General features: G+C 65.2%; 17 protein-coding genes. 14 read left to right on the top strand and 3 right to left on the bottom strand.

The window, feature by feature from the left end:
• The first annotated feature begins 40 nt into the window (after positions 1 to 40).
• Complete coding sequence (locus tag QXH22_RS14785) at positions 41 to 766, top strand: hypothetical protein (RefSeq protein ID WP_306276120.1); 726 nt, start codon at positions 41 to 43, stop codon at positions 764 to 766.
• Here the strand turns inward: QXH22_RS14785 and eccA are convergent.
• Positions 735 to 2,570, bottom strand: a complete 1,836-nt coding sequence (gene eccA, locus QXH22_RS14780; RefSeq protein WP_306244933.1) for a type VII secretion AAA-ATPase EccA — start codon at positions 2,568 to 2,570, stop codon at positions 735 to 737. The two genes, QXH22_RS14785 and eccA, sit on opposite strands and share 32 nt — an antisense overlap.
• A gap of 189 nt (positions 2,571 to 2,759) precedes the next feature.
• Between eccA and QXH22_RS14775 the strand changes: the two genes are divergently transcribed.
• The 13 genes from QXH22_RS14775 to QXH22_RS14715 all read left to right on the top strand — a co-directional run bounded on the left by QXH22_RS14775 (position 2,760) and on the right by QXH22_RS14715 (position 12,206).
• Positions 2,760 to 3,104, top strand: coding sequence for a hypothetical protein (locus tag QXH22_RS14775; protein ID WP_306276119.1), 345 nt, complete (start codon positions 2,760 to 2,762; stop codon positions 3,102 to 3,104).
• Positions 3,101 to 3,451, top strand: coding sequence for a YbaB/EbfC family nucleoid-associated protein (locus tag QXH22_RS14770; RefSeq protein WP_306276118.1), 351 nt, complete (start codon positions 3,101 to 3,103; stop codon positions 3,449 to 3,451). Before QXH22_RS14775 ends, QXH22_RS14770 begins: the two co-directional genes overlap by 4 nt.
• Positions 3,452 to 3,636: 185 nt before the next feature.
• Complete coding sequence (locus QXH22_RS14765) at positions 3,637 to 3,924, top strand: hypothetical protein (protein ID WP_306244939.1); 288 nt, start codon at positions 3,637 to 3,639, stop codon at positions 3,922 to 3,924.
• 10 nt (positions 3,925 to 3,934) lie between these two features.
• Positions 3,935 to 5,302 carry a hypothetical protein gene (locus QXH22_RS14760; RefSeq protein WP_306244940.1) on the top strand — a complete coding sequence of 456 codons (1,368 nt, stop codon included), beginning with the start codon at positions 3,935 to 3,937 and terminating at the stop codon, positions 5,300 to 5,302.
• A 10-nt stretch (positions 5,303 to 5,312) separates the two neighbouring features.
• Positions 5,313 to 5,603 carry a PE family protein gene (locus tag QXH22_RS14755; protein ID WP_306244942.1) on the top strand — a complete coding sequence of 97 codons (291 nt, stop codon included), beginning with the start codon at positions 5,313 to 5,315 and terminating at the stop codon, positions 5,601 to 5,603.
• 48 nt (positions 5,604 to 5,651) lie between these two features.
• Positions 5,652 to 6,731 carry a PPE domain-containing protein gene (locus QXH22_RS14750; protein WP_306244944.1) on the top strand — a complete coding sequence of 360 codons (1,080 nt, stop codon included), beginning with the start codon at positions 5,652 to 5,654 and terminating at the stop codon, positions 6,729 to 6,731.
• On the top strand, positions 6,728 to 7,546 hold the full coding sequence (locus QXH22_RS14745; protein ID WP_306276117.1) for an ESX secretion-associated protein EspG: 819 nt from the start codon (positions 6,728 to 6,730) through the stop codon (positions 7,544 to 7,546). The genes QXH22_RS14750 and QXH22_RS14745 overlap by 4 nt, the downstream gene beginning before the upstream one ends.
• Before the next feature lie 67 nt (positions 7,547 to 7,613).
• On the top strand, positions 7,614 to 7,889 hold the full coding sequence (locus QXH22_RS14740; RefSeq protein ID WP_306244948.1) for a hypothetical protein: 276 nt from the start codon (positions 7,614 to 7,616) through the stop codon (positions 7,887 to 7,889).
• Between the two features lie 17 nt (positions 7,890 to 7,906).
• Positions 7,907 to 8,203, top strand: coding sequence for a hypothetical protein (locus QXH22_RS14735; protein ID WP_065043942.1), 297 nt, complete (start codon positions 7,907 to 7,909; stop codon positions 8,201 to 8,203).
• Positions 8,204 to 8,323: 120 nt separating this feature from the next.
• Complete coding sequence (locus tag QXH22_RS14730; RefSeq protein WP_306244950.1) at positions 8,324 to 8,674, top strand: hypothetical protein; 351 nt, start codon at positions 8,324 to 8,326, stop codon at positions 8,672 to 8,674.
• A 40-nt stretch (positions 8,675 to 8,714) separates the two neighbouring features.
• The gene (locus tag QXH22_RS14725; protein WP_306244952.1) at positions 8,715 to 11,177 is read left to right on the top strand and encodes a hypothetical protein; all 2,463 of its coding nucleotides are present in this window, start codon (positions 8,715 to 8,717) and stop codon (positions 11,175 to 11,177) included.
• A 13-nt stretch (positions 11,178 to 11,190) separates the two neighbouring features.
• Complete coding sequence (locus QXH22_RS14720) at positions 11,191 to 11,880, top strand: hypothetical protein (RefSeq protein WP_306276116.1); 690 nt, start codon at positions 11,191 to 11,193, stop codon at positions 11,878 to 11,880.
• Positions 11,856 to 12,206: a hypothetical protein gene (locus tag QXH22_RS14715; RefSeq protein WP_306276115.1), complete on the top strand. Its 351-nt coding sequence runs from the start codon at positions 11,856 to 11,858 to the stop codon at positions 12,204 to 12,206. The genes QXH22_RS14720 and QXH22_RS14715 overlap by 25 nt, the downstream gene beginning before the upstream one ends.
• 99 nt (positions 12,207 to 12,305) lie before the next feature.
• Here QXH22_RS14715 and QXH22_RS14710 read toward each other — a convergent pair whose 3' ends face one another.
• Together QXH22_RS14710 and QXH22_RS14705 are read right to left on the bottom strand one after the other, a co-directional pair.
• Positions 12,306 to 12,530: a hypothetical protein gene (locus QXH22_RS14710; protein ID WP_306244957.1), complete on the bottom strand. Its 225-nt coding sequence runs from the start codon at positions 12,528 to 12,530 to the stop codon at positions 12,306 to 12,308.
• Between the two features lie 430 nt (positions 12,531 to 12,960).
• On the bottom strand, positions 12,961 to 16,038 hold the full coding sequence (locus tag QXH22_RS14705; protein ID WP_306276114.1) for a MinD/ParA family protein: 3,078 nt from the start codon (positions 16,036 to 16,038) through the stop codon (positions 12,961 to 12,963).
• Positions 16,039 to 16,195: the final 157 nt, after the last annotated feature.

Genomic DNA, 16,195 nt, shown 5'->3' with positions numbered 1-16,195 from the left:
GTCTTGGGGATGCTGCGGCGGCGCGCCGGGCGCGGTCCGGGTGAACGGTGTTGCCACCGGCGGCGGGGCGGGCGGGTTCAGTCTTGGATCCGGCGGCTGCTGCGCGACGGGAGGCGGTGGCTGCTGCGGGACCGGAGGCGGTGGTGCTGGTGGTGGCGCCGGCGACGGCTCGGGAGCGGGCCGGCCGGGAATCGGCGCGGGGCGTACCGGCGGCTGCTCCGGAATCTCGATGACCGCGGTCGGCTCCGGTGCCGGGGGCTCCGGCGGCTCGATGAAAACAGGTGGCTCACTGAATACCGGCGGCCTGCTGAACACCGGAGCCGGACTGGGCGGCGGCGTGTCCGCCGGCGGTTCGGACACCGGCCGCCGCGGTAGCGGCGGCAGGTCCATCACCCGGGTGCCCTCGGTGGTAGGGGCCGGACGCACGGGTTCCGGCTCGGGTTCCGGTGCCGGCTCGGGCTCGACCTCCGCCTCCGGCGCGGGCTCAACCTCCGCCTCCGGCGCGGGCTCGACCTCCGCCTCCGGCGCGGGCTCTGGCTCCGGTGCCGGAGGCACATCGATCACCCGGGTTCCCGCCTTTGACGGAGCCGTATTCTTCGGCACCTCCTCGGCGACCGTCGCGGCTTCGGAGTCGGCAGCCTCCTGGGCCAGCTTGGCCCGAATCTCGCGCACCGGAATGGGATTCGTGTCCGCGTCGCTGCTCCGCTTGAACTTGGGGGCGTCGGATCCGCTCACTATCGGGTTCTCGACATCAGCTGGCCGGTAGTCATACCGAGCACATTCTCCAACGCGGCGCGCATATCACCGGGCTCGATGCGCATCAGTTCGGTTTCGTCGAGATCCTCCACGTCGACGTCGTCGCGCTCGCTCAAGCGATACTCCCGCTCCTCCTCGGCCGATTCGATGACGTTGCGAACAAAGCGACCGTTACCCACCAGGTCGATCTCACGGCGCAGCGCTCCGGTGTCGTCCACCGACTGATTGCGGTAAAGCACCTCGCAGGCGGCGACAAGTTCGTCGTACGCCCCTTCGGTCAGCTCGGAGTCCCTGGTCTTGGCGATAAGCCTGCCGATGTCACCGAGTTCGGTCGGGTTGTAGGACGCGAACCGGATCCGTTTGGTGAACCGCGACGCCATACCCTCGTTGGATGCCAGGAACCGGTCGATCTCGGCGTCGTAGCCGGCGATGATCACCACCAACCGGTCCCGGTCGTTCTCCATCCGGGCCAGCAGTGTGTCCACGGCCTCCCTGCCGAAAGCGTCCCCACCCGACAACCCGGTCTGAATCAGGGTGTACGCCTCGTCGATGAACAGCACGCCGTCCATCGCGGAGTCGATCAGGGCCGACGTCTTGATCGCCGTGCTGCCGAGGTGCTCGCCGACGAAATCGCTTCGCTTGGCCTCGATCACCGCGGGCGTCTTCAGCAGACCGAGCCCGCAGTAGACCTGCGCGACGACCCGGGCGATGGTGGTCTTGCCGGTGCCCGGCGGTCCGGTGAACGCAAGGTGCAGGCTGCGCGCGGCCGCACTCAGACCCTTGCCTTCCCGCACCTTGGCCAACTTGGCTGCCGAGCGCAGCTTGGCCACCTGCAGCTTGACGTCGGTCAGGCCGATCTGACGGTCCAATTCGATCTGAGCGGCGCGCAGGTACTCGTTGCCGCGCTCGGACAGGCTCTCGGCGCTGACCTCCCGGGCACTGCGCGCCGTCGACGGATCCCATTTGTCGGTGCGGGAATCGATGTCTTCCCTGGTGCTGACGATGAGGCGGTACTTCGGGTCGTGCAGCGCGGCGGCGTTGGCCTCGAAACCGGGCTCCTCGCTGTAGATGCGCTCGAAAATGGTTCGGGCTTCCTGCTCCTTGCCCATCTCGCGCAGGGTCAGCCCCTTGCAGAACTCGGCGGCCCGGCTCGCGGCCGGAATCGGCCCGTCGATCGCCTGATCGAGCCGGCGGATGGCTTCGCCGAACAAGCCCATCTGCGCACAGGCCGATCCCACCATCAGGTGCGCCCCGGCGGCGATGTACTCGTCGCTGAACGAAGACGAATTGGCAAGTGCAGTAAGGACATCTGGCCAGCGCTGAGTGGTGAAGTGCAGCACCGCGCGGAGGTAGGCACAGATTTCGTTGTTGGCGGCGTCGCCGTCGGGCATCGAGCGCCGCAAGGTCTCCAGTTCGTCGAGCACCCGCTGCGCCTCGTCGAAGTCCTTTCCCGCGATCATGCTGGCGGCATACGCGAGCCACACCTCGGTGAGGGTGCTGAGGGTGTAATCGAGATAAAGACCGGTTTGGAACCGGCCGCTGAGCGCATGCCGGGGCAGCCCGAGCCGGCGCTGCTCGCGGTTGAGATTTTCCTTGCTGGTCCGCCACAGGTTGTAGAGCACCTCGCTGCTGACGTCACCGGCAGCGGCGCGTCCCAGCCAGGCGTCGCTCATCTGGGGGTCGTGCTCGGTGGCCCGCTTGAACGCCAGAGCCGCGTAGGCGACGTCACGGTCGGTCTCCAGCCCGTCGATGGGGATTCCGAGCGACAACACGCCGGCATCGAAGACCCGCTGCGCGTCCCTGGTGCCAGGCATCTACTCGGTGTCCTTACTACTAGCGGCACGCGGCGGTCCTGCCGCTCAAACAAACCCGCTGCCCCTCGAGGTGTCCCGCGTAATCATGCACGTAAAACGTCCTGTGCATGACATAGCGGTAGAAAGTTATTGTACCGATCTGGCGACTTTGAATTCGTCGTCAAATCCTGCCAGCCAAATCGAGGCCGCATGCCACAACAGCAACAGCCGCAACAGCGGCCACCGGTACGGTCGCGCACCGGCACCATCGCCGTCGTCACCACCGAACGGGGACTGCCCACGGCCCTCAAGCTCGACCGCTCCGAACTCGCCCGGCCCCCTCAGGAGTTGGCCAACGAGATCCTTGCGTTGTGCAAGTTGTCGGCGCTGCGGGCCCAGGTCGCCTTCCGCCGGGAACTCGCGGGCAAGGGGTACACGGCCTCGACGCTCCGCGAGATCGGCCTGCCCACTGAGGAAGATCTCGCCCGCGCCGAGCAAGAACTGTTCGGAGAAGACGACGACGAACTTCCGGCCACCTGGATTAGGTCGGTATGACCAGCCTGGCGCAGTCTGTGATCGCGCGGGCGATCAAACAACGCGACCTGATGCAGGCGATGACCGAGCAATCCAAGACCATCACGGCACGGGTGACCAGCCGTGACCGCGCGGTGAGTGCCGAGGTGGACGGGCTCGGAAGCCTGACCGGATTGTGGCTGGGTCCGCCGGCCGGCCGCCTGGATCCCGACGCGCTCGCCGCTCTGATCGTGGACACCGCGCAGGCCGCGGCCAAGGTGGCGGCGGAGCGCTACAACTTCCTGCTGAGAGAGTTCATGACCCGCATGCAGGAGCTGCAGCAAGCGCCGTTGACCCGCTCGGACGGCACCGTTATCGAACCGAGATAGACAACTTTCGTCCTTATTACACATATGTAGAGCATGGCGTTCTGCGTTATTGCACACATGTGAACTGCGGTCTTTCGGAAAGTCTGCTTAAATTTCGTGCAATTTATTGGTGGAGACGGCGCTTAAGGTTGAGAGACCAGCGCTAGCGGCAGCTCAGCGGGAATCCTGGGGGAAAGAAGCCGACGATGACATTTGAATTGCAGCCCGAGTTCATGGAGGCGCTGACCGACGCTCAGGAGGCCGCCGGCACCGCGATCACCACCGCGTTCAGCGCCGTCACGCCTGCGCAGCTGAGCTCGTTCTCGATGGCGCTCGGCCCGATCGCCGCGGCGAACATGATCCCGGCGATGTTCGAATCCACGGCGAACAATGTCGCCAGCGGGATGATGACGGCCGCCAAGCACGGCATGCTCGGTGTCGCTACCCACATCGTGGGCGCGACCCACACCGCCGTCGACGCCACCGACGTCTAAGCACCCCGTCGTGGTCAACACCGACGCGGCGCCGCAGCCGATTCCCGACTTCGATCACACGCCGGTCGTCAACCAGATGGAAAACGACCTGCAAGCGTGGCTAAACCGGCCTGTTCAGGACATCCTCAACCAGTTCAATATGGGGCAGCTGCCCGCCGGTGGCCCGGAGTTTCCGGGCTTACCCGGCGAAGACATTCCGGCCGAACTCACCGGCGCTGCGGCGCCTGGGGGGATGGGTAACAGCTTTGCCAGCGGGCTGCTCAAACCCGTCACCGACATGCTCGGCACGCTGGGACCGGGCCTGTTCCAGGGTCTGAATCCCACGCAGATGTTCAGCGGGATCAGTCAGGCGTTCCAGCAGGCAGCCGGCGGTGTGCAGCAGGCCATGAGCCAGATGATGGGCGGCATGGGCGGCCAGGGCTGGTCCGGCGCCGGCGCCGGCGCGGCCGCCGCCAAAACCGGCGAGACGCTGGCGAACGGCGCCGCCGTCGCCGCACAAGGCACCGCGCTGGGTGGCGAATACAGCGCGGCCGCGGCCAACGTGGCGCAGGGCCAGGCACGACTGCTGGAGATCCTGCAGCAGTGCCAGCACGAGCTCGAGGGCCTCGCCGCCGGGCTGCCGTGGACCGCGGCCAACATGGTCGAGTCCGCGTCGCGAGCCAGCGCGCTGGCCACAGAGTGCATCACCGAGCTGGAAAGCACCCTGACCAGCCAGGCTGCCACCACCACGGCCACCGGCGCTCCGGTTGCAGTCGCACAGGGCCCCCAGATGGCCATGGGCATGCTCGGCCCGATGATGTCGGTGGGGATGAGCATGATCGGCCCCGCGATGCAGATGGGCATGATGCCGCTGACGATGGGGGTGCAGGCAGGCACCCAGGCGCTCCAAGCGGGGATGCAAGCGGGCACCGGCCTGATTTCGAGTTTGGGCCAGGCCGGACAGGGCGCCGCGGCGCCCGCATCCGCTCTGGGCCACACCGGCCGGATGGTCAGCGCAACCCATCCGAGCGGTGGCGGTCACGGTGGTGGCGGCGGTGGGATCGGGGCGACGACACCGGCCCGCAACCCGGCCTCCTCGCCGATGCTGCAGAACGAGAACAGCGGAGCCGCCGCGGCACGATCGATCGGCGCCGCACGTGCCTCGGTCGGTTCTGGCGGCACCGGAATGGGCATGGGCGGCGCGGGCATGATGGGCGGCGCGGCCGGCGCGCACGGCGGGAAGGCGGGTGCCGGCGGCAATCACACCGCCGCCTCGTTCCTGCACACGACGGATCAGGGCGGCGAGATCGTAGGCGACCTCGGCCATGCCAGCCCCGCCGTAATCGGCGACACCACAATCGATCCCGACGACAGCCCCGACATCAAACTGCGAATCTAGGAGCCCTCACATGACCGACTACAACCACCTCTCGATCCGGCCCGACGAGGTCACCGAGGTCACCCGGCAGCTCGACGAACTGGCAAACCGGATGCAGCATGTGCTGGACACCGAGCGGCCCAACCTGACCACCATCGCCTCCGGTCAGGACGAGGTGTCGCAGCGCGTCGCCCACACCCTCAACGAGGTGCACGGCTCGTTCACCAAGTCATCCGAGCAGGGCGCCAACGAGATTCGCGAGGTCTCGGCGACGATGCGCTCACACGCGGGACGCATCTCCGAGACCGATCTCGCTGACTGATCCGGCTGACTGACCTATCACGACTGACACCGAAAGGGGGGTACGGCAATGGGATTCACCAACGTGGTGTGGGAATCGCGCAGCACCGAGCAGCTGGCGCGCGACCTGACCGAGGGCCCGGGCCCCTCCTCGGTCGGTGAAGCGGGTGCGGCATGGATCCGGGTGGCCAACGAGTTCGCCAAGATCTCGGCCGACTACGACCGGCTGGTCGAAAGTGTCCGGGGCTCATGGGACAGCAACGCCTCCGAAGCGGTCGTCCGCAAACTGGAGACGTTCGGGAAGTGGCTGCAAGCGGCCAGCCTGAGTGCGGCCGCCAACGGCCGGCGGGCCGAGGAGGCTGCCGTCGCCAATACCGTCGCCATCCTCTCCATGCCCAGCGTGTCCGAAGCTGTTGAAGCCAAAGCGGCACAGGACATGATGGCGTCCTTGTCGGCGTACAACGGCGCGATCGTGCAGGGCAGCTTCGCCGAGTTCGAGGAGGCCGCGTCCGCGCAGCAGGCGGATGCCGCCGCGGTGATGCACCGCTACGAGGACGCCGTCGCCGAACTCGCCGAGCCGTGGGAACAGCCGGTTCCGCCGCAGGTCACCAATTCCGCTGCGCTGAAAGGCGAGAAGGAGGGCAAGTCGGGCGGTGGATCGCGGGGCGGTGGCGGCGGTGGCGGTGCGGCGCGGCAGCTTTCGCCGATGCTGGCCACACCGGTAGCCGCCAGCGCCGAGGCCAAGGAACTGAAGAAGACCAACTTCACCTCCGATGGTTCCGGGGGGGCTAACGGGATGGGCCGCGGCGGTGCCGGTTACGCCCCGATGGGCGGGCACCGGCGCGACGGCAGCGGCCAGTCCTACGAGTCATTCCGCGAGGCCGGGACTCTGGAAGGAGCCGGTGAGGCCGGCGCCAGCCTGTCCGACGGTGGCCAGAACTGGTTGCCCGCCGCGCAGCAGAGCGACGCACCCTTTGAGGTCTCGCACGTCAGCTGGGGCCCCAACACCGCGATCTTCGACGATCTGGCCGCGCCCGATCCGCAGCAACCGGAGGGCTTCGCCGAGGAACCCGAGCGCACGCTGCAACAGGTGTCGGACCGGTGGGTCTCCCCGCCGGTGATCGGCGCCGAGCAGGAGGTGAGCCTGTGACCACCGCCCTGCGTTCCGGTTTCACGCTGACCGACGACGAACTACAGGTCGCCGGCGAGCGGGTCGGCGTACAGGAGTTCCCTACCGTGCTGGGTGTGCGGCCCCGGTACGAGCACGTCGACGCCCTCGAGGCGGCCTTCGACACCGCAACCCGGAGCCTCATCGCGCGTGGCCTGATTGCCGACGGTGAGATCGACGCGGAACTGGTGCCGCTGTTGCGGGCGCTGCGCCGGCCGGAGCGTGAGTTCGCGATGCGCCTGGTCACTCCCGACGGCATTGCCCGGGTGAGCGTAATTCGTTGCGGTGCATCAGGTGTGGTGGCACGACGGGTGGGCAACAACATCAGCCTGCAGGCGGCAGACGATGCCGCGAGTCTCCCCCGGGCCACGCACGCGCTGATCGGTGCGCTGCCGCGAGCGGAGGCCGCGCAGATCACGCCGGTGGGAGCGCCGACGGATATCGTCGCCCGCAACCTCATCGGCACTCACGACGCACGGTTACTGGCCGATCGGGTGCGCGCGCTGGGAGCCGAACCTCGTGCGGCAATGACTCTCGGGTCTGCGTTGGCGTCACGAATGGCGTTCGCCGAGATCGTGTTCTACGCGCTGTGCCACGAGCAGGACCGCATCACCCGCCGCCCCGCGGCGGTCGGGGTGTTCTACACCAAGAAGGGCCGCATCGTCGCCGCGCCGAGTGCCTCGCCGAGCGGCCAACTGTGGACCACGTTGAAGCCGGGCTCTGATCACACGATCGGCCAGGCGATCAATCAGCTTGTCGAGTTATCGACGGACCAGTGGGAGGCGTCATTGGTTTAGCACGGTATCTCGATGAGACCAGACCCGTCGTGTCCGACGATCCAGGGCACCCGACAAAGGAGTAATCATGGCAGTTCCCGGGCAATTTGAAGTCACCGAAGACGCACCGCCACAGGTCAAGCAAATTCACGAACACCTGGTCGAGACCGACCGCCTGCTGCGCAAGATGGAAGACGAAGTCAACCTCATGGTCGGTGCGAACTGGGCGGGCAACCAAGCCCAACTGTTCCACGGACGCATGGCCGAGCACCTCGACCACCTGACGCAAATCCAGCTGCGCACAAAGAATCTCGCGGAAAGCTCGATGCAATACATCCAGGCCCACCAGAACCTCGACGGCTAGGAATTCAGGAGAAGATCATGACGCACAGCATCAAGTACAACTTCGCGGCGAACTACGAATCGCTGGATCTGATCGGCAGCATCACCTCCGACGCCGAGCAGATGCGAAACGAAGTCGACCAACTGTTCAACGCACTCACCTCGGGGGCCTACACCGGCCATGCCCCGGAAGAGATCCATGCGCTGCGCACGCAGTTCTCCAACGAGATGGACGAGATCATCAACGATCTGCACACCACTCGGGCGCGTGCCGTCGACCAGAACCAGCAGGTTCAGGACCTCGACAACAGCCAGGCTGCCAACATCAGCTGCTGATCGTTCCGGCGATCTGACCTTGGCCCGGGCTCACTGGATGCGGTGAGTCCGGGCCGACGGGTCTCTCGATATGCGCCCGTGAATCGGGTGGCATCAGCGAATTCGTGAAGGAGGAGATGAGTGGCGCCACTGTTGGAGGTAAATTTCGACAATGTGCTGGCGGGAGCCAACGCGATCGGCGCAGCAAAGAGCACTGTTGCCGCCATCCAGTCGCCGGACGCCGGTGCCGCGGCCGGCGGGCTGGCCGGATTCGAAACCGCCGGGGCGTTGGCGGGGGTGCAGGAAGCGGTGGCTGATTCGTTGCGGGTCGTCGGTGGCCGCTACGAGAAAATGTCGGAGATGATCCGCGGCGCCGCAACCATTTTCCAGTTGGCTGACCAGGTGCTGCCACCACAAACGCGACAGCAGGCGTTGACGACGGCGGTCGGTAAATCGATGACGGCGCTGGGCGACATGAACCCGGCAACCTAGAGCCACAGCTACCCGTTAATCGACGACCAGAACTGATGTAGTGACACGTCCGCACAAGACGATGGTGTACAACGCGAACGCCAACGCGTTGGCTGATCTGGCTGCCCCGACCCGCGAGGTGGGCCGCAAAATGCTGGAAGCCGCCGAATCCGTCCGCCAAACCGTTCATGGACTCGATTGGAAAGGCGACACCGAGAACGCGTGCGACGGAAGGGCCGATCGGGAGCTGGCCCAAGACCGAAAAGTCGCCGCGGGCTATGACGCGCTGGCCGGCGCCTACGAGACCGGCGCGAAGGCAATGCAGCCGATGATCGACAGTCTGCGTTCGCAGGGCAAAGGTTTCGAAGGCGACGACTTCGACGTGTCCGAAGACTGGCAGGTCACCGACAGATACAACTACAAAATGGGCAAGATGGCGTTGATTCTGCTGGGCTCGGATGAGCAGGCCGCTCAGGACCAGATGGATAGCCTCAAGGCCCAGCGTGCGAACGAAGCGGCGACCGGAACCGCGACGTTGCAGCGGCTGGCCGACGAACTGGGCGTAGCGGACGCCAATACCAAGAATGCGATTGAGGCGGCCAAGGCCGAGCTCGGTGCGGCCGCTCCCATTGCGAGCGGGCTGGTGGGGGGCCAGCAGGCCCGTGATGACGCCGGCGCCATCCTGGGTGGCAATGCCACCCCCCAGCAGGTGGCTCGGGTGCGCGCGTCGTTGACACGCTGGACGCCAGAGGAGTTGGCGGCCTTGGCCAATGGCAAACCTGCGGACATGCCGCAGGGGCAGTACGACTACTTGACGTCGCTAATGCACGCGATGGACGGCAAATCGGTGGCGGACATTGACGCGGCGATGGGCAAGTACGGTCTGCAAGGGGCGATGGGCGACGGCATGCGGATGATGGGCAACCCCAACATCCACACCGCACTGGGGGCCCATGGTGGACTGCAAACGTTGCCCGCCAAGGTCAATGAGTTGCTGACGAAGGATCCGGCGGCTTTGATGGGCGACGCCTATTTTGGCTCTCGGTCCATTCCGGTAACACAGTTCAATGCGCTCAACGACATGCTGAGCAAGGGCAATAAGGGCCTGGCGCTGGGTTCCGACGTCGACCGGGCGCTGCTCAACCAGGCATCGCGGATTGCCGACACCGAACGGTCGCGGATCGCCGTCATCGCCGATCCCGATCAGCCGAAGGGCGACATTCAGCGTGAGTACATCTCGTTGAGCAAGGTGAACGAGACGGTCAGCGCGATCATGTCGAACGCTTCCGTCGACCATCAGGCTGTCGCCGATTTCCTGCACGCGGGCCCGGCGATGGACCGAGTCGCCGGCGGTCATTTCGACAACGGTCACGCATTCGAGGCACTGGCGACCGTGCACTTCGGCCCGAATGACCATGGCTGGAAAGACATGCTGGACTGGATCGGCCCCAACGCCCACACGCCCGGGTTTGAGGGCCATCAGGCAGCGGTAGCCGCCGACTCGCTGGCGCATCTGGCTTCGACTCACCACGAGCTGCTGGGCGGAAAGATTCCGATCCTCAATGACGCCGGGGATCCGTCCGGTCAGTTCGAAAGTCTGGGACAACGCGATCCGGAACTGGTCAAAGCGATGACCCGCAACCTCACTCCGTATTTCGGGAACCTCGGGGGCATCGAGGTGCCGGGTATCGATTCCGCCGGAATCCCGGGCTACGGGAACTCTGAAGAAATGCAGAACCTGTTCAAAGTGCTGTCTTCCGATCCGTCCTCAGCCGAAGGGCTCCAAGCGGCAGTGGCGTCGTGGGAGAACTACTATGCCCATCAGTATGGAGAGACCGGACTAGTTAAGTATGCGCACGCGGGCGGCCAACTCGATACCGCACTGCACGGGGGCTACAACGCGGAACTTGACGCAATAAAGGCGAACCACGACACCGCGCGCATCCTGGAATATAACCAGCGTTCGGCGGACTGGGATAGCAAGAAAGGCATGATCAGTGACGTCTTTGGGGCGCTGCCGCTCAGCAAGTTACCTGGCGGCGATGCGTTATCATTACTGGGTAAAATGGTAATCGACGGATACAATCCCTACCTCAAACTCGATGAACTTCATCCGCCGACACCGTCAAACGACATAGACCAGCTGGCAACGACTGCACTGAATAACCTTGATAAGAATTTCAAGATCCTCAACGACAGCATCTACCATGACTACAGCATAGTTTCAGGGTATGAAATTCGGGATCCGTCGATTGTCGGCGCATTCCAGAATGTGCCGACTGCGGACGGACCTAAAGATTTCTTTGTTCCCGATGGCAACAACGGATGGAAGCTCGACTGGAACACAGTCTCGAAATACGGTCAACGATTTCTTCAGGCTTACCGCGACCTGGAAGGCAGCGGTCGATTACACGTGGGAATGTGGGACGAAGATTACGCGGAAGGCTTACGGGACACTCAAATCAAGTACGAACGATTGCCAGACCCTGGAAACGTTTCTCAACCGCCGACCGGGCGGAGATAGGCATGAGCAACCGATGAACCGCGGCGCCGGCGCAATTGTGGCTTGGTGTGTGGTCAGCTGCGTCGTGGCGGTCATTAGCGGATGCTCGACGTCGAAACCTCCTGCGACACCGCCGGTTTCGGCCACCACGACGCGGGCTCCGGCGGGCTATCAGGTGCCGCGCAATGTGAAGTTCTCCGAGCACTGGGTGTCGACCCCGGCAGTGGACTTGATGAGCCCTGAAGGCACCTACCTACGCGCCTACACCGAAGCCGACCACATCGCTGACTTCAATGTCGACGGCGCCGACGGCTCCTACCCCGGCTTCGCCAAAGCCGCCCGCGATAGCGGCTATCACTGGTTACACACCGGGCTTCCAGCCACGGGCTTTCAGACAAATTGGGTGCACGACCTCACGCTGTCTCCCGACGGCTCGGCGACCGCTGTCGTCTGCTACGCAGGTGAAGTATCGCTGGACGGTTCGTTCCCGGACAATTACACCATCTTCAAGCGCACGATCACGTTCCAACGGGTCGGGGTGGCACCACCAGCCAACCAGAAAGGACCGGGGCGGGCACCTTTGGTCTCGGTGTTCGGCGATTGGTACACAAGCAAATTCGATACGTTATACCCCGTGATGGATCCTGATTGTGCGACCAACCCGCCGCCGATTGACAAGGGCCCGGTGTCCACACCGGGGTGGCCCAATACGCCGGGGGTTTAGCGGTGGCCGATACATCTCATCTGCCACCGGAGGTCCTCTACGCACTGCGGACCGGAAAACTTCCTCCGCACCTGCACGATTCCAATCCTGAGGTCGCTGCCGAACCCGATGAATCTTCCGAGCAGGACGCCGAGCGGTTTCGTCGTCGATATCACGCCATGGTCGACGAACGCATCGCGGACTGGCTCGATGAGAACCCCGGCTACGGCAAAAGCATCCCCGAGCAGGAACGCGCGCGGATCGAGGAATATTGCGAGCGCCAAATCCAACACCAGTGGCGCATGTTCGTCCGGGAACGCGATGGGCTTGACGACGACGGTGATTAGCGACATTCGTGTAGCTTGACGTTCGTCTGAGATTTCCGATTGGCGACTAAGTGGCCTTCTGCACCAGGCCGACTAGTGTCGTGAGTCGTTAATTCGCGTTCAGAAGTTAGAATGGGGTGTGCCGAACTGTCCGAACACTCCCTGAGTGCCGGCCGGATCGACGCACGAAAAGGTTTTGCGCCAACGTATCTCGCCGGTGGCAAGCGCCGTTCGGGCGTCCGCCTGCCGGCGGCCAAAGGTAGTGATCAAGCTTAAGACCGCGGCTGCTGCGGCGGCGATCATTGCAGCCGCAGCAATGACGTTGGCGCCAGATGAGTCAGCCACCAGGGGAAGCACAGCACGGGATGTGAAACATCCCCTGACTTCCCAGAGGCCCCATGCACCCGCGCCCACGGCGGCTAGACCAAAGAAGTTGGCGAGCGCGCCCCTGCCCGAACGACGTGTCGCCGCAGCTAGCAACAGCGACGACGCATATAGCGACGAATCCCGCAACACCGGCTGCGGAAGATTGGGGTGAAATGTTGTCGCCCAACAGAACGAACAATGGTGAGACGACAGCAATGCTGACCGCCGCCCACACAGCACCCACGCCAACGCTCGTCAGAAACCCTTGCAGGCCTCGGAGCCGCGACGTCACTGGCGGTCATTCCGAAGAGAGCGCCGTGGCCGGACAAGCCGGGCCATGTGCTCGGCGAAAGTGACCGAGACTGTCACGAAATATCCCGCTAGACAACCCACCCGTTCACGGCCCACGTCATGCCTGTTCGCGCGGCGCCCGCAACCGCCCGAAGTTCTCCGCCACCGCGCCCGCCAATTCGAGATAGGCCTGCCTCGTCGCAGGGTTCAACCGGCCGAAATCGACGTCGGCGCCCTCGGCCAGATGCGGATCGAATGGGATGAGATGGATTGAGCGGCAACGTGATTGGAAGTGCTCGTACACCTTGTCCAGCTTGAGTGCCGCCGAGCCCGGACGCGAGGCACTCAGCACCACGTGCGCCTCCCGCACCAGACCCGAATGCCCATGCTGCATCAGCCAATCCAGCGTGGCCGACGCGCTGCGCGCCGCGTCGATCGCGGGCGAGCTGACCAGCACAATGGTGTGAGCCAGGTCCAAAACGGCTGACATCGCCGAATGCATGATGCCGGTACCGCAGTCGGTCAGGATGATGTTGTAGTAGTGCCGCAAGATATCGACCGTGCGGCGGTAATCGTCCGCGCCGAAGACCTCGGACACCGCCGGGTCCTGTTCGCTGGCAAGCACTTCCAGTCGGCTGGTCGCCATCAGGGTGTGATTGCGAACGTCGGCATAGCGGTTGATGTTGGGATCCGATAACAGGTCACGCACGGTCGATCGGGTCGACAGGTCGCCGACCCGCTCCCCCAGCGTGCCGCGGTCGGGATTCGCGTCGACTGCGATCACCCGGTCATGTCGCACCGTCGCCAGTGCCGAGCCCAACCCGAACGTGGTGGTGGTTTTTCCGACCCCACCCTTGATCGAAAGCACCGCGATACGGAAGTCACCGACGATAGGCTGCCGGATCTCGGCCAGCAGATGATCCTGCTGGCGTTCCTTCCGGGACGCTCCCGGATTGACATGGCCGCCGGTGGCTTTGTGCACCGCACGGCGCCAACCCGACGGCGGAGCAAAGCGATCCGGGTTGGCGATCTCCGCCTCGTCGATCGACGGCGGCATCCGGAAAGGCTGGTATCCCGGCGGCGGACCGCCGACAGGCGGCTGGGGCCGGCCCGGCGGCGGAGTCGGCTGGGGTGCCCGCGGCGGCTTCGGCTGCGCGGCCCGCGGCGGTTGGGCTGATGCCGCCGGCCTGGGTGCGGGCGAAACACGCTGCCCCGGCGGCGGTCCCGGCCACCAGGGCGGCGGGGGGAACGGTCCCGGCGGTGGCGGTGGCGGCCAGGGAGGCCGGGAGCCCGCGCGGGGCCGTCTTCTGGTCTGCGCCGGTGGCAGCGGCGGTTGCGGGCCGGGAATCAACGGCCCCTGTTGCGTTGGAGGCTCAGGCGACTCGGGCGCCGGCTCAGGTTGCGCCACAGCAGCGTCCATCACCACTTCTTCGATCTCCGCTGCCATGGCGGAGCTCGGCGTCTGCCATGGCGGTGGTGCCGGCCGGCGAAGCGCTTTCGTTCGCTCCTCGGCGGCGGGAGCGGCCTCCTGGACGTCCTGCATCGCAGGCGCAGACTCGAAAGATTCGGTGGGCGCGACGACCGCGTCCTCAAGTGATTCTTTGCCAGGTTCCGGCTCGGCGTCGGGCTCCGGCTCGGGCACAGGCTGCTGGACGTCACTCACCAGATCGGCCGGCAGCCATTGCGTCGGCACCGCCTCGTCGGCGTCTTCCTCTTCTGCCGGCGCCTGGAATTCTTCCGTGGGCTCGGCAGGCAACTGGTCGGGTTCTTCCATGTCCGGTGTGTCGTCAGCGATGAGGTCAACCTCCGGTTCCTGCGGGGTGGCCGCGGCTTGAGCCCTCTTGGCAGCCATCCGTTCAAGCAAAGCCGCTGCTCTCAACTCGATCTCGTCGAGCTCCCCGGATTCGGACTCCTGCGTCGATTCCTCGACAGGCTCGGGTTCCGTCGGCGCAATCTCGACCTCAGACTCAGGCGTCCATTCCTGCTCCGTCGAAACCTCAACTACCGACTCGGGTTCCATCAGCGGCGGTGGCTCCCACTGCGGTTCCGACGCGACCGACAGGGGCTCAGATTCCACCACCGGTTCGGTCACCGTCAGCTCGGGCTCCTCCCGGAGTTCAAAGTCCGGCTCGGTATCGAGATCATCCTCCGGAACAAGTACTGGCGCAACGGGTTCGACCGCATACTCGACGTCCGGTTCCGCCATCTGTTCCACCGAAACCATCGCCTCGGGTTCCGTCAGCGTCGCGGGTAATTCGGGCTCGTCCCGAAGTTTAAAGTCCGGCTCAGCCTCAAAAGCATCCGCGGAAACGGAATCCGGTGGTGCAGCGAGTTCGACTCGATACTCGATGTCCGATTCGTGTTCCGCCGAATGCTCCGCCTCCTCCGAAAGCTCCGTCGAAGGTTCGGTTTGAGACAGCACCTCGGCCTTCGCGGGCTCGAGATCCACATCAGCGGCCCCGGCGAATTCACTCGGCGCTTCGATTACGGGCTGGTGATCTGGTTCCGCCGAAAAATCTTCAGCCTCCTCGAATTCGGAGTCGCCCGCCGGCTCGGACGGCGGCTCCGGTTTTACCAACGACTCGGCAAGCAGCGAGTCATATTGCCATTCCAAACGCGCCAGCGCCTCGGACACCCACTCCACCGATTCCGGCGACGCCTCGGATGGCGGCGCGGGCTCCGGCGGGGGCGCCACCTCGTCCGGCGCCAGCGGCGGCTCCGGTTCCTCGACATGCGGTACGTCGGCGCTGGCGGCCGGCTTTTCCGGAATCGGGGCGGAAACCTCTATGGACGCCGGCGGCTCTGGCTCCGGCGGTGACGGCGGCTCGCGGGGCGGCGGTTCTGGCTTCGGCGGCAGTTCCGCGGTGGGCGGGGGCGGCTCGGGGTGCACCTGCTGAAGACGCCGGACTCGGTCGAATGGCACGGCGACCCGCTTGGGCCGAGCCTCCGGGAGATCGTCCCCCGGCGCCGCCTGGGACTCAGGATCGGCGTCCGGTGTGCGCCGCGACACCGCGACGCGGTCCCGCTTGGGCGGCACATCCTCGAACTCGGCACGCTGCGGCCCGGCTTGATCGGTCTTCTCCTCCGGCTTGGCCGGCCGATCGCGACGCTCGTCGGCCTCGTCGTGCCGTTTTCCCCGGCCGAGGTGGACCCGTCGGCGCTTCTTCTCACCGGGCAGCCAGGGAGGACGCGCCAATGCTCCGCGCTCGTCTTCGTCCGGCGTTTGCTTCGACTCGGGCGATTGCTTCGACTCGGGCGATTGCTTCGACTCGGGCGTTTGTTTCGACAATGTCGTCCCCCCTTTCGCAATTCCTCGTTATTCGCCGTATTCAATTCTACGTAGCGCAAAACGC

The sequence above is a fragment of the Mycobacterium sp. TY814 genome (assembly GCF_030755175.1).
Lineage (GTDB): Bacteria > Actinomycetota > Actinomycetes > Mycobacteriales > Mycobacteriaceae > Mycobacterium.
This window is presented reverse-complemented; position numbering and strand designations above follow the sequence as displayed.

Bases quoted from the DNA above. Each gene is read 5' to 3' on its own strand.
- eccA (WP_306244933.1), bottom strand. From the start codon at position 2,570: ATGCCTGGCACCAGGGACGCGCAGCGGGTCTTCGATGCCGGCGTGTTG.
- QXH22_RS14775 (WP_306276119.1), top strand. From the start codon at position 2,760: ATGCCACAACAGCAACAGCCGCAACAGCGGCCACCGGTACGGTCGCGC.
- QXH22_RS14770 (WP_306276118.1), top strand. From the start codon at position 3,101: ATGACCAGCCTGGCGCAGTCTGTGATCGCGCGGGCGATCAAACAACGC.
- QXH22_RS14765 (WP_306244939.1), top strand. From the start codon at position 3,637: ATGACATTTGAATTGCAGCCCGAGTTCATGGAGGCGCTGACCGACGCT.
- QXH22_RS14755 (WP_306244942.1), top strand. From the start codon at position 5,313: ATGACCGACTACAACCACCTCTCGATCCGGCCCGACGAGGTCACCGAG.
- QXH22_RS14750 (WP_306244944.1), top strand. From the start codon at position 5,652: ATGGGATTCACCAACGTGGTGTGGGAATCGCGCAGCACCGAGCAGCTG.
- QXH22_RS14740 (WP_306244948.1), top strand. From the start codon at position 7,614: ATGGCAGTTCCCGGGCAATTTGAAGTCACCGAAGACGCACCGCCACAG.
- QXH22_RS14735 (WP_065043942.1), top strand. From the start codon at position 7,907: ATGACGCACAGCATCAAGTACAACTTCGCGGCGAACTACGAATCGCTG.
- QXH22_RS14720 (WP_306276116.1), top strand. From the start codon at position 11,191: ATGAACCGCGGCGCCGGCGCAATTGTGGCTTGGTGTGTGGTCAGCTGC.